The sequence below is a fragment of the Paraburkholderia sp. SIMBA_054 genome (assembly GCF_046534875.1).
Classification (GTDB): Bacteria; Pseudomonadota; Gammaproteobacteria; order Burkholderiales; family Burkholderiaceae; genus Paraburkholderia; species Paraburkholderia hospita.
This window is the reverse complement of sequence record NZ_JAWRXV010000007.1, coordinates 252,566-265,041: the sequence shown is the minus strand read 5'-3', so window position 1 is coordinate 265,041 and position 12,476 is coordinate 252,566. Positions and strand designations below refer to the sequence as shown.

The window sequence follows — 12,476 nt, the reverse complement described above, 5'->3', positions numbered from 1 at the left end:
CTTGCCCTGCAGGAGGCAATCCACTGAACCACAGGTTCGTCCTCATTGCTTCGGACGTGTCGGTTACGAGCGCCATGTGAGTCGATCAACGCAATGCCTGCTACGCAGGCATGCGTTGGCTCCTCGCAGTTGCGCCGCGCGAAGCAGCGCGCAGTTCGGCCAGTAGCGCGTCGCCCGTCCACGCGTGACGTGCATCGCTTTGCTCGGCTTCGTGCACGAGTTCGCAGAGGCGCGCGTTCACGGGTGCATCGAGCCCGAGACGATGGGCGAGCTTCACGACTTCACCGTTGATCCAGTCGACTTCCGTCGCGCGTCCCGCCGCGAGATCGTCGGACATTGACGAGCGCGCGAGCGGGTCGATGGTCAGCATCGCGCGTGCAAGGCGTGCGAACCACGTGTCGGGCAAGCCGAGAAAGCGCGGCATCCATGCGGGTGGAACAGCCGTCAAACGGGCCGGGCGAATGCCGGCGCGCGCGAGCAGCGCGAGCGTTTCTTCTTGCGCCATGCCAAGGCAGCGCCGATACGCGCGCTGCGACAGCTCTACTTTCAGCGGCCGGTTCGACAGCGCGTTGATGGCGTTGTTCAGGTTGAGCAGCAGCTTGGCCCACTGTACGGGCAGCATGTCGGCGTGCTGTTCGAGCGGCAGTCCCGCCTTCGCGAAGTCGCCGGTGAACGGCTGCAATCCGGGCGCGCGCCGGACCTCCAGCTCGCCGCCCGATCCCTGATGATAGGCACCCGGTCCGCGTTCGATGACGTTGAACGGCACCATCCCTTCGAGCACCGTCTGGTTCGGCAAGGCGGCGCGCAGGATGTCGGCGTTGCCGACGCCGTTCTGGAAGCTCACCACGACGGTTCCGGGGCGCAGCACGCCTGCCAGTTCGGCCGCAACCGTCGGCGTTGCCGCGGACTTGACGGTGACGAGCACCAGATCCGCGGCGGCGGCCGCCGTGAGGTCCGTCGATACATCGATGCGCTCGGGCGGCACCGACCAGCGGCGATCGCCGAACTGCGAAAGCGTCAGCCCGTGCTCGCGCAACTGGCGGCCGACGCGTTCGCGCGCAATGAAAGTGACGTCGCTGCCACCGGCGAGCAGCCGTCCGCCGACGTAGCAGCCAATGGAACCCGCGCCATAGATACAGATCTTCGCCATGCCTTGTCTCGATCGAGCCGCTGTCCGATTCTGCCGATGCGCTGGGCGGCAAGCACGGCCCATGACGTCGTGCCGCTCAGTTCCCGCATCGGTGCTTTCAATCGCTATGCGTCAGTCCGCATAGCCGGGGTTCTTCCGGTCGAGCCGCCGCAGCAGTCCCGGCCACACGAGCTGTCCGGCGCTCACGCCGCGCGTCGCTGCCGTCACCTGATTCCGGATGCCATCGAGGATCGGCTGCGCGATCGGCAGGAGCTTGTCGCCGCCTGCCTGCGCGCGAACCTGGATCATGCACGACGCCTCGAAGAAGTACATCGCGACGAACGCATCGGCAGGCGTCGCGCCGACCGTCAGCAGACCGTGGTTGCGCAGCATCAGATACGCGTTGCTGCCGAGGTCGCGCACGAGCCGGGGCTTTTCCCCTTCGTTGAGCGCGATGCCCTCGTAGTTGTGGTAACCGAGCGACGCAAGCACCACCAGCGATTGCTGCGACAGCGGCAGCAAGCCCGCTTCCTGCGCCGACACCGCGACGCCGTTGACCGAGTGTGTGTGCATCACGCACAGCGCGTCTTCGCGCGCTGCGTGCACTGCGCTGTGGATGTTGAAGCCGGCGGGATTCACTTCGTATGGCGAATCGGACACCTTGCGGCCGTCCAGATCGATCTTGACGAGCGACGACGCGGTGATCTCGTCGAACATCATCCCGTACGGGTTGATGAGGAAATGGTGCTCGGGACCGGGCACGCGCGCCGAGATATGCGTGAACACGAGATCGTCCCAGCCGAACAGCGCGACAAGGCGGTAGGCCGCCGCAAGATTGACTCGTGCTTCCCATTCGGCGGGGGACACTGCGTGCTTCAGGCTGACATCAGATGAGCTCACGGCGAGACTCCTTGTTCAATGGTTGGTGCGTCTGAAAAAGCGGCGTCTGGAAACAGCGCAGTCTGACTGCGCTGGTGGCCAAAGCCGTGAACGCATGATGTCGGCAATCCCGCGTAAAATCTGTCGCATAGCCGACACGTCGAGAAGTGCATGGATTCCAGGCTGCTTCACTATCGTCCTCAACTCGAATCGACGCCCTGGTTTCGCGGCCTGCCCGTCGAACTGCAGGACTACCTGATGAGCCACGCCACGCTCCTGCGGCTCGAAAAAGGCCAACTGCTGTACCGGTTTGGCGATCCTTCTTACGGCCTGTATGCCGTGCTCGAAGGCGCGCTGTCCGTCGGCACGGTCGGCATCGACGGCAAGGAATCCCTGCTCGCGGTGCTCGGCCCGACTGCATGGGTCGGCGAAATCTCGATGTTCGACGGCTTGCCGCGCCCGCACGACGCCATTGCTGTCAGCCGCGCACTGTTCATGCACGTGCCCGAAGCCGCGCTGCAAAACCTGCTCGATGCCACGCCGCGCTACTGGCGCGATTTCGCGCTATTGATGGCGCAGCGCCTGAGACTGTCGTTCAAGAGCACCGAATCGCTGGCGCTGCAGCCCGCCGCGCAACGCATCGCCAGCCGCCTGCTCTTGATCGCCGAAGGCTATGACGGCCTCAACGCGGTGCAGAGCAAGATCCGGCTCTCGCAGGACAGTCTTGCATCGATGGTGTCGCTGTCGCGGCAGACCACGAACCAGCTGCTCAAGAGCCTCGAAAGCCAGCAGATCATCAGCCTGAAATTCGGCGAAATCCAGATTCTCGACATCGAACGGCTGCGCGCGGCCAGCGTCGGTGCTTCCAGACTGTAGGCTCGACGTAAGCCGACGGCTCGCTTTTGACAGCGGTTGACCGCGCCGTCTTCCTGCATTCCCTCCAGACGCAGTTTGCCCATGCGGCCGCCGCTTGGGACTCCCCTGTTCAGGGGATGTTGCTTCCCTCCGAACAAACCGATCATGGTCTCACTCGCGATGCACTGGGCGCGACAGGCCTCGACTGACCTGTGTGTGCCCGACCCATCGCCCGACTTGTGAGGAGACAACGATGCAGGACGCCGGGCACGATTCGACGCCAACACCCTACGCCTATCCGCTGCTGATCAAACACTTGCTGCACACGACGTTCATTCAGGCGCCGGACCAGGAAATCGTCTACCGCGGCCAGTTGCGGATGACCTACACGACGATGCGCGAGCGCATCGCGCGGCTCGCGAACGGCCTGCACGATCTGGGCGTGCGCCACGGCACCACGGTTGCCGTGATGGACTGGGACAGCCATCGCTATCTGGAGTCGTACTTTGCGGTGCCGATGATGGGCGCCGTGCTCCAGACGGTGAATGTGCGGCTCTCGCACGCGGAGATCGCGTACACGATCAACCATTCGGGCGCGGAAGTCCTGTTCGTCCATACCGACTTCCTGCCTGTAGTCGAAGCGATCAAGGATCAGCTCGAAACCGTCCGCGTTTTCGTCTGGATCGACGAACCGGGCAGCGACGCCTGCGAACACACCATCCCGTTCGCGACGGAGTACGAGGCGATGCTCGCCGCGAGCGCGACGCACTACGACTTTCCCGACTTCGACGAGAACACCCGCGCCACCACGTTCTACACGACGGGCACGACGGGCTTGCCGAAGGGCGTGTACTTCTCGCATCGCCAGCTGGTGCTGCACACCATCACGCTGATGGCCGCGCTGGCGAGCCCGGTAGCGGGCCAGCGCTTTCATCGCGGCGACGTCTATATGCCGCTCACGCCGATGTTCCACGTGCACGCCTGGGGCATGCCCTATATCGCTACGGTGCTCGGCGTGAAGCAGGTCTATCCGGGCCGTTATGTGCCCGAGCGTCTCGTGCAACTGGTGCGCGACGAAGGCGTGACGTTCTCGCACTGCGTCAGCACGATCCTGCACATGCTGCTTTCGTGCGATGAAGCGAAGCATGTGGATCTCGGCAAATGGAAGGTCGTGATCGGCGGCGGCGCGCTGCCGCACGGACTCGCGCGCGCCGCCCTCGATCGCGGCATCGACGTGTTCGTGGGCTATGGCATGTCGGAGACGTGCCCGGTTCTGAGTCTTGCGCAACTCCCGCTGCACACGGAACCGCTCGATCTCGATGAAGAAGTGCGGCTGCGCTGCAAGACCGGCTTTCCCGTGCCGCTCGTCGATTTGCGCATCGTCAACGAACACATGGAAGACGTGCCGCGCGACGGCAAGGCCTACGGCGAGATCGTGGTTCGCACGCCGTGGCTCACGCAGGGCTATCTGAACAACCCGGAAGCGTCCGCGCAGTTGTGGGCGGGCGGCTATCTGCATACGCAGGACATCGCGAACATCGACCCCACGGGCAACGTCCAGATCACCGACCGCATCAAGGATGTCATCAAGTCGGGCGGCGAGTGGATTTCTTCGCTTGAAATCGAAAGCCTGATTTCGCTGCATCCGGGCGTCGCGGAAGTCGCGGTGATCGGCATCAAGGACGAGAAGTGGGGCGAGCGTCCCGTCGCGCTCGTGGTGCTCAGGCAGGACGCGCAGGTCAGCGAAGACGACGTCAAGCAACACGTGCTGGGCTTCAGCAAGACGGGGCAAATCTCGAAGTACGCCGTGCCGCAGATCGTCAGGTTCGTCGACGCGCTGCAGAAGACGAGCGTCGGCAAGACGAACAAGAAGTGGTTGCGCGAGCAGTTCGCCTGACCCGATCCCTCTCAAGGAGCAAGCACGATGAGCATCAAGGATTACAGCATCGCGACGATCGATAGTTGCGTTGGCCGCGAACTGGGCGTGTCGGATTGGGTCACCGTCGATCAGGCGCGCATCGACGCCTTCGCCGCCTGTACGGGCGACAGGCAATGGATTCACGTCGATGTCGAACGCGCGAAACGCGAGAGCCCGTTCGGCGGCACGATCGCGCACGGCTATCTGACGCTTTCGCTGCTGGCGGCGCTTGCGATCGAGATCGGTTTGATTCCCCCAGACGCATCGGCGGGCCTGAACTATGGGCTCGACAAGGTGCGCTTCATGACGCCCGTCAAGGCAGGCGCGCGCGTGCGAAGCCGCGTAACGCTGATGTCGGCGGAAAAGAAAGAGGGCGGACGGATCATCATCAAGACGATGAACGAACTGCAGATCGAAGGCGAGGAGAAACCGGCGCTGATCGCCGAGTCACTGGCGATGCTGGTGGCTTGAGCGACGTCAGACGGATAAAGACGGATGGAGACTGGAGCAGAAGATGGCGGAGACTGAAATGAGCATCGCAACAAGTACAACACAACGCACAGCGCAAAGCGCCCCGCCGGACGACCTTGCAGCTTCGGCTGCGGAGGGCATGCTGGGACCGAACCCGTTCGTCGGGCTGCGCCCGCGCGATATTCTGGCAACGGTGCAGCAGATCGGCGCGCAGGCGCTGCGTCAGCCAACGCTTGTGGTCGAACAGGAAGCGGCGCTGGTGCGCGATCTGATAGCGGTGCTCGGCGGCAGCGCGGACAGCAAGCCGCCGCAAGGCGACAAGCGCTTCACCGATCCGGCGTGGCAGGACAACGCGATGTATCGGATGACGATGCAGGGCTACGTCGCATGGCGCAACGCGCTGACGGGCTTCGTCGACCGTTCTGCGCTCGACGCCAGAACGAAGGAGCGCGCGCAGTTCGTGCTGTCGCTTTTCACCGACGCCGTCTCGCCGACCAACACGCTGCTCGGCAATCCGGCGGCGCTGAAGAAGGTAATCGATTCGGGCGGTGCGAGCCTGCTTGGCGGCGTGCGCAATCTCGTGACGGATATGCTGCAAAACCAGGGCATGCCCGCACAGGTGGACAAGACGGCGTTCAAGGTGGGCGAGAATCTCGGCACGTCGCCGGGCGCGGTGGTGTTTCGCAACGAAGTGCTGGAACTGATCCAGTACGCGCCGGCGACGGAGCATGTCTATGCGCGCCCGCAACTCATCGTGCCGCCGCAGATCAACAAGTTCTACGTGTTCGATCTGTCCGAAGGCAAGAGCATCGTCGACTATCTGGTGAAGAACGAATTCCAGACATTCGTCGTGAGCTGGCGCAACCCGACTGCGGATCAAAGCCACTGGGATCTCGATACCTACGTTGCCGCGCTGCTCGAAGCGATCGCGGCGATCCGCGAGATCACCGGCAGCGACGACGTCAACCTGCACGGTGCGTGCTCGGGTGCGATGACCATTTCGGCGCTGCTCGGCCACCTCGCGAGCCGCGGCGACAAGAGCGTGCATGCCGCGACGCTGATGGTCGCGGTGCTCGACAACACGGCGGACTCGCAACTGGGTCTGTTCGCAACGCCGGAAGCGATTGCGGCCGCGAAGCAGAACAGCGTATCGAAAGGCGTGCTGGCCGGCGAGGAAATGGGCCGCGTGTTCGCATGGATGCGACCCAACGATCTCGTCTGGAACTACTGGGTCAACAACTATCTGCTCGGCAAGGCGCCGCCCGCGTTCGACATCCTCTACTGGAACAACGACGCGACCCGCTTGCCCGCGCGCATGCATGGGCAACTGCTCGATATCTTCACGGGCAACCTGTTCAGCAAGCCGCGTGCGTTGACGGTGCTCGGCGCGCCGATCGACCTGTCCGACGTGAAGTGCGACACCTACGTGGTGGCGGGCATGACCGATCACATCACGCCGTGGAAGGGCGTGTACAACACGGCGCGCATATTCGGCGGCGAGACGCGCTTCGTGCTGAGTTCGGCCGGGCATATCCAGAGCCTGATCAATCCGCCGGGCAATCCGAAGGCGAAGTTCTTCCTCAATCCGACACTGCCAGCCGATGCCGATGCGTGGCTTGCCAATGCCCAGGCCGAGAAAGACTCGTGGTGGGGCAACTGGAGCAAATGGCTCGCGGAGCGTTCCGGCGAGCGGCGTACCGCACCCGCTTCGGTCGGCAGCGTGGGGCATCCCGCAGGCGTGAAGGCGCCGGGAACCTACGTCCTGGAAGCATGACATTCACACTTTTCTTTAACGCAGTCCCTATGGAGTATTGACGATGGAATCGACCAGCAAGAACAGCATTTTCACCGAGTACACGAAGCTCTTCGGACAGTTCAAGCTGCCCGGCCTCGATATCAGCGCGATGGTCGAATCGCGCCGCAAGGATATCGAGGCGATCGCGGAAGCCAACACGACCGCGCTGGCAGGTGTGCAGTCGTTGGCGCAAAAACAGTCGGACATCCTTCGTACGTCGCTGGGAGAACTGCAGGCGTTCGTCGCGCGGTTCACGCAGCCGGGCGGACAGTCCATCACCAGCGCGGGTGATACGGTCAAGCAAACGCTGCACAAAGCGCTCGTCGATGTGCAGGACCTCGCGGACACGGCTTATCGCGCGCAGTCGGACAGCGTCGCTGTCGTGACCAAGCGTGTCGCCGAGCGTGTCGAAGAGCTGAAGACGCTGCTTCAACCGAAGAAGAAGTAATACGGCACAGCGCGTGCGGTACGCCGGCGCATCGAATGCGACACCCGCATCCAGACGAACATTTGGGAGATAACAATGCACATAAACCCTGAATCTGCCTGCAGCATGCAAATCCGGACGATCGACCTCGATGGCCAGACGTTGCGTGTCGCAACGTGGCAGGGCAGCGACGCATCGCCGCCGCTGCTTATCTTCAACGGCATCGGCGCGAATCTCGAACTGGTGGAACCGTTCGTCGCCGCGCTCGAAGATGTCAGCGTGATCATCTTCGACGTGCCGGGCGTAGGCGGTTCGCCAGCGCCGGTCGTGCCGTACCGCTTTTCGACGTTGTCGGTGCTGGCCGACAAGCTGCTGACGCGCCTCGGTCACGACGGCGAGGTGGATGTGCTCGGCGTTTCGTGGGGCGGCGCGCTCGCGCAGCAGTTCGCGCGTCTGTATCCGCGACGCTGCCGGCGGTTGGTCCTTGCGGCCACTTCGCCGGGCGTGCTGATGGTGCCGGGCAAGCTGTCGGTGCTGTCGAAGATGATCGGGCCGCGCCGCTATACCGATCCTGCGTATCTGCAGGAAGTCGGAGCGGACATTTACGGCGGCGCGTACCGGCGCGATCCGTCGCTGCTCAAGGCGCACAGTCGGCACATACAGCCGCCGCGCGGACGCGGCTACCTGTATCAACTGCTCGCGGCATCGGGCTGGACCAGCCTGCCGTGGCTCGGCTCGTTGCGCCAGCCGACGCTCGTGATGCACGGCAGCGACGACCCCATCGTGCCGCTGACCAACGCCAGGATTCTCGCCGCGCGGATTCGCAGCGCGACGCTTTACGTGATCGACGATGGTCACCTCTTTCTCATCTCGCGCGCGAATGAAGTCGCGCCTGTCGTGCGCAGGTTTCTGCGGCAGGAGGCGAGTTGAGTTTCTTCGTGGGCGGTGAGGGCGCGCGGCCGGCAGCGGCCAATGCACGTGAAGACGACAAGGTTCACGGCCTGAATCGCATGCGGCGAACGGCGACGGCGCTGCTCCTGCTGATGTGCGTCTTGCTGCTGGTGTGCGTCGTGTGGCAGGCCGATCACGCGTGGCTCGCATGGCCGCGTGCGTTCGCCGAGGCGGGGATGGCGGGCGCGATCGCGGACTGGTACGCCGTCGTCGCGTTGTTTCGCCATCCGTTGGGTGTGCGGCTGCCGCATACCGCGATCATCCCGCACAACCAGCCGCGCATTGCGGAAAGCCTCGGCAGCTTTGTCGAAGAGCATTTCCTGCAGCCGGAGCTGATCATCGGCAGATTGAGCGGCCACAATGCGGCGCAGGCGCTCGCGCGCTGGCTCGCGCAGCCGGAGAACAGCCGCGGCGTCACTGACGTGATCGCGGACTCGCTCGCGGGACTGCTCGACGACATGGATGAAGCCGACGTCGCGTGGTTGTTCGACCGCGTCGTGGTGCCACAGTTACGCACGCTCGATATCGCCCGCGTGGCGGGCGACGCGCTCGATGTACTCACGCAAGGCGACCGGCATCGGCCCCTGCTGGATCATGGACTCGTGGCGCTCGAAAAGTGGCTGACGTCCAACACTGACCTGATCAAGGCCAAGTTCAGCGAAGCATCGCGGTACACGCCCGCGCCGCTCGATGCGTACATCGTGCGTAAGTTCATCGAAGGCATTCTTGCGCTGCTGCATGAAGTCGCGGCGAGCCCGGACCATCCGCTGCGCCTTCAGTTCGACGAGGCCTTGCAGACGCTGATCGTACAGTTGCGGACGTCGGCGGCGCATCGCCGCTTTGGCAAGTCGCTGCTGCGCGACTGTGTTCGTCATTTTCGGCGTGCTGGCCGCTATCGCGCACTGCTTGACTGGCTGCGGACGCGCGTCATCGCCGATCTCGGCCGTGAGCAGTCTGCCGTGCGCGACACGCTGGCGCGTGGGTTGGCGTCGCTTGGCAGGCGCATCGGCCGCGAGCCGTCGATCCAGCGCAAGCTCAACGCGTGGTGGATCGCGCTGGCGCGTGAACTCGTGGTGCGCTATCGGCATCTGTTATCCGCATTGATCACCGAGGTCGTCAAAAGCTGGAACGCGGACGAAGTCAGCCGCAAGATCGAAGTGCAGATCGGCCGCGACCTGCAATATGTGCGGATCAACGGCACGTTCGTCGGCGGGATGGTTGGTGTGCTGATTCACGCTGTCACGTTGGCCGCGTGACGAGATGCGCGCATCGGCATCAGCCCGCCGCAACCAGTCCCAAAGCCTGCGCGCGCGCAACGGCCTGCGCTCGCTTGTCGACGTTCAGCTTCACGAAGATATTCTTCACGTAGGTCTTGACTGTCTCAGGCGAGATGCCGAGCGTGCGTGCGATTTCCTTGTTCGACTGCCCTTGGGCAATCAGTTCGACGATGCTGCGTTCCCTTGCGCTCAACGCTTCGCGCACCGTGTCGCTAGCGGGTTTCGCACCGGGCTCTTGCAGCGCGCGCCAGCCATCCAGCAGACGGTCGAGATACGCGACGGTCTCCTTCGTCGTCGACGTGGAGCGCGTGTCGTCGCGCACCGCTTGCAGCAGCGGGCCGATTGCCGCGCCCTGGTCGATGATCGAGCGGTAGATGTCGTGACTGGTATTGAGCACATCGCGAAAGATCTCGACAGCGCGGGCCTGATCGTTGGCACGCATCCACACGAGCGCGAGCACGGTGCGCAAGCGCAGCGCGAGATAGTCGTTGTGCCGGCTTTCGACGCTGCGCAATGCGGCCGTGATCGACTCGACGGCTTCGTGGGTCCGGCGCTGTTCCATCGCCAGCGAACCCACTGCGATAGCCCGGAAGGTGTCGATCTCCGGCGAGACCGGCTTCGAAGCGGCGGCGCGCGCGTCCGCCAGTTGATCCAGTTGCACGACACACGCGGCGGCTTCCGTGATCCTGCCTTCCCTCAGATAAAGCCGCGCGCGCTCGACGTGAACGCCGGCGATCATCCTGTCCCAGCCGCGCATATAGCCGAGTGATTGCGCATGATCGAGCAGCGCGTAGGCGTGCTCGAAGTTCGCACGTGAGATGGCGATCCGCACGAGTACCCGATAGGCGAAAAACGTGCTGTCGAGCAGAACGGCCAGGTCGATCAGCGGCATCAGATCGACGAGCAGCGCTTCGGCTTCGTCGAGCCGCCCCTGCTCGTACCAGATTTGCGCGATCATCGGCGCGCACAGCGCGGCCGCAATCGACTTCGGGCCCGAATGACGCTCGGCGAGCCGGATCGACTCGGTGAAGTAGCGTTCGGCGAGCACGAAGTGCATCTGTTGCATCTCGGCGTGACCGAGCAGGCAGAGCCGGTAGACGGACGCGAACACGTTGCGCTGGTCTTCCTCGATCGAATAGGGAATCCACGGCGTCGCGTACAGCGCGCCGAGGTTGCCTGCTTTCCAGTGCCCGAAGCGCACCACGTTGGATGCAACGTTGGTGGTCCAGCTATCGGTTGACGGATGTTCGAGACACGTTTGCGCGATCGCGAGCGCGCGCGGCGCATCGTCCTGCAAGCCGGCGATCACCGAGCGGATCGCCTGGCATTCCCAGCGGATGTTACGGGCGGCTTCGTCATTGCCTGCGCCGGCGTCACGCTCGATGTCGTTGAGCATCGCCAGCGCTTCGTCGAAACGCAACGCGAGCGCCATGCCCCATGCGATGGCGAGCGTGATCCCGACTTGCCCGCGCATCAGATGGGCCGGGAACTGGCGTTGCCAGCCGAGCAGCGTGAGCAGATCGCCTTTCGTGACGAGCGTCATCGCGCAATGGCCCATCAGCGAGACGGCGTATTCCGTGTCGCCCGCGGCGATCGCATGCCTGACTGCGTCCGTCCATTGCTCCTGGTCGGCGTACCACTGGCATGCGCGCCGGTGCAGGCCGGCGACTTCGTCGGGATGGTGGGTTGCGAGCCGCCGCCTCAGGTATTCGCCCATCAGATGGTGATAGCGAAACCAGTGTCCTTCGATGTCGAGCGGTTCGAGCAGTAGCTGGCGCGTGGAGATCGATTCCAGCATGTCCTGCCCGGCGGTCCTGCCCGTGACGGCTTCGCATAGCGGCGCGCACAGGCGATCGAGTATCGAGGTGCGGAGCATGAACCCGACCATCTCTGCGGGCAGACGCCTGAGCATGTCTTCGAGGTACGCAGCGAACGGCCGTGATGTGCCGGATGGCGGGCTCATGTCCTGAAGGGTTTTGCCTTCGTCACGCGAGAGTACCGACGCGGAAATGCGCAGCGCGGCCGCCCAGCCTTCCGTGTGTGCGAAAAGCGACTTGATGCCGGCCGCGTGCCGGCCGCCTGGGCATTCGTGTTCGACGAAGCTGCGGGTTTCGTCGATGTTGAAGCGCAGCGCGGTGGCGTCGATTTCCATCAATTCGTTCTTCGCGCTCAACTGCGCGAGCGGCAGCGGCGGATCGGTGCGTGTGCAGAGCACGACATGCGTATTCGACGGGATGTTCGCGATGAAGTACGCCATCGCATCGTGAATGGCAGGCTGGCCGATCAGGTGATAGTCGTCGATGAACAGATAGATTTCATCGTCGACCTCGAACAGTTCGTTGATCAGCGTCGACCCGATCGACTGGGCGGGCATGAGCGACGCCTCGGTTGTCAGGCTGATCGCGGACGCGCCGACATTCGAACAGGCGTTGTGCAAGGCCTGCGCCAGGTGATGGAAGAAGCGCGCGGGTTCGTCGTCATCGCCATCCAGCGAAAGCCACGCGACGACGGCGCCGCTCGCAGTGAGCCGATTGAGCCACGCCAGCGCCAGCGATGTCTTGCCGAACCCCGCGGGCGCCTTGATGACGGTGAGCCGCCTGGATTCGGCCTTGTCGGCCAGCGCGACGAGCCGTGGCCGGTCGATCAGGCCGGCGGGCAGGCGCGGCGGATAAACCTTCGTGGCGAGGAAGAGGGGCGGGCTCGTGGTCGGCACCGCTTCTGCTACGTGCATCGGCTGCTCCTGGCGTTCGGATTGACCCTGGGTGCCATTCCCT

The 12,476-nt window shown here is 64.0% G+C and carries 10 protein-coding genes; 7 read left to right on the top strand and 3 right to left on the bottom strand.

What is annotated here, in order from left to right; genetic code table 11:
* Positions 1–100: 100 nt before the first annotated feature.
* Positions 101–1,150: a 2-dehydropantoate 2-reductase gene (locus SB822_RS11410; RefSeq protein ID WP_410854690.1), complete on the bottom strand. Its 1,050-nt coding sequence runs from the start codon at positions 1,148–1,150 to the stop codon at positions 101–103.
* 111 nt (positions 1,151–1,261) lie between these two features.
* Positions 1,262–2,029, bottom strand: a complete 768-nt coding sequence (locus SB822_RS11405; RefSeq protein ID WP_114223500.1) for a class II aldolase/adducin family protein — start codon at positions 2,027–2,029, stop codon at positions 1,262–1,264.
* Between the two features lie 150 nt (positions 2,030–2,179).
* On the opposite strand from SB822_RS11405, the gene SB822_RS11400 reads away from it, so the two are divergent.
* The 7 genes from SB822_RS11400 to SB822_RS11370 all read left to right on the top strand — a co-directional run bounded on the left by SB822_RS11400 (position 2,180) and on the right by SB822_RS11370 (position 9,681).
* The gene (locus SB822_RS11400) at positions 2,180–2,884 is read left to right on the top strand and encodes a Crp/Fnr family transcriptional regulator (protein ID WP_079494078.1); all 705 of its coding nucleotides are present in this window, start codon (positions 2,180–2,182) and stop codon (positions 2,882–2,884) included.
* A gap of 232 nt (positions 2,885–3,116) precedes the next feature.
* Positions 3,117–4,760 carry a fatty acid--CoA ligase gene (locus tag SB822_RS11395; protein WP_007577400.1) on the top strand — a complete coding sequence of 548 codons (1,644 nt, stop codon included), beginning with the start codon at positions 3,117–3,119 and terminating at the stop codon, positions 4,758–4,760.
* 27 nt (positions 4,761–4,787) lie between these two features.
* A complete protein-coding gene (locus SB822_RS11390; protein ID WP_007577399.1) occupies positions 4,788–5,252 on the top strand; it encodes a MaoC family dehydratase in 465 nt (154 codons plus the stop codon).
* 58 nt (positions 5,253–5,310) lie between these two features.
* Positions 5,311–7,026 (top strand): alpha/beta fold hydrolase, encoded by a 1,716-nt coding sequence (locus SB822_RS11385; RefSeq protein WP_410854689.1) that lies wholly within the window; start codon positions 5,311–5,313, stop codon positions 7,024–7,026.
* Between the two features lie 43 nt (positions 7,027–7,069).
* The gene (gene phaP, locus SB822_RS11380; protein WP_007577396.1) at positions 7,070–7,495 is read left to right on the top strand and encodes a TIGR01841 family phasin; all 426 of its coding nucleotides are present in this window, start codon (positions 7,070–7,072) and stop codon (positions 7,493–7,495) included.
* A 75-nt stretch (positions 7,496–7,570) separates the two neighbouring features.
* Positions 7,571–8,404 carry a poly(3-hydroxyalkanoate) depolymerase gene (gene phaZ / locus SB822_RS11375; protein WP_410854688.1) on the top strand — a complete coding sequence of 278 codons (834 nt, stop codon included), beginning with the start codon at positions 7,571–7,573 and terminating at the stop codon, positions 8,402–8,404.
* Positions 8,401–9,681, top strand: a complete 1,281-nt coding sequence (locus SB822_RS11370; protein WP_410854687.1) for a DUF445 domain-containing protein — start codon at positions 8,401–8,403, stop codon at positions 9,679–9,681. The genes phaZ and SB822_RS11370 overlap by 4 nt, the downstream gene beginning before the upstream one ends.
* A gap of 19 nt (positions 9,682–9,700) precedes the next feature.
* Here the strand turns inward: SB822_RS11370 and SB822_RS11365 are convergent, their stop codons facing one another.
* Positions 9,701–12,433: a LuxR C-terminal-related transcriptional regulator gene (locus SB822_RS11365; protein ID WP_410854686.1), complete on the bottom strand. Its 2,733-nt coding sequence runs from the start codon at positions 12,431–12,433 to the stop codon at positions 9,701–9,703.
* Positions 12,434–12,476 lie beyond the last annotated feature (43 nt).

Bases quoted from the DNA above. Each gene is read 5' to 3' on its own strand.
- SB822_RS11410 (WP_410854690.1), bottom strand. From the start codon at position 1,150: ATGGCGAAGATCTGTATCTATGGCGCGGGTTCCATTGGCTGCTACGTC.
- SB822_RS11400 (WP_079494078.1), top strand. From the start codon at position 2,180: ATGGATTCCAGGCTGCTTCACTATCGTCCTCAACTCGAATCGACGCCC.
- SB822_RS11395 (WP_007577400.1), top strand. From the start codon at position 3,117: ATGCAGGACGCCGGGCACGATTCGACGCCAACACCCTACGCCTATCCG.
- SB822_RS11390 (WP_007577399.1), top strand. From the start codon at position 4,788: ATGAGCATCAAGGATTACAGCATCGCGACGATCGATAGTTGCGTTGGC.
- SB822_RS11385 (WP_410854689.1), top strand. From the start codon at position 5,311: ATGAGCATCGCAACAAGTACAACACAACGCACAGCGCAAAGCGCCCCG.
- phaP (WP_007577396.1), top strand. From the start codon at position 7,070: ATGGAATCGACCAGCAAGAACAGCATTTTCACCGAGTACACGAAGCTC.
- phaZ (WP_410854688.1), top strand. From the start codon at position 7,571: ATGCACATAAACCCTGAATCTGCCTGCAGCATGCAAATCCGGACGATC.
- SB822_RS11365 (WP_410854686.1), bottom strand. From the start codon at position 12,433: ATGCACGTAGCAGAAGCGGTGCCGACCACGAGCCCGCCCCTCTTCCTC.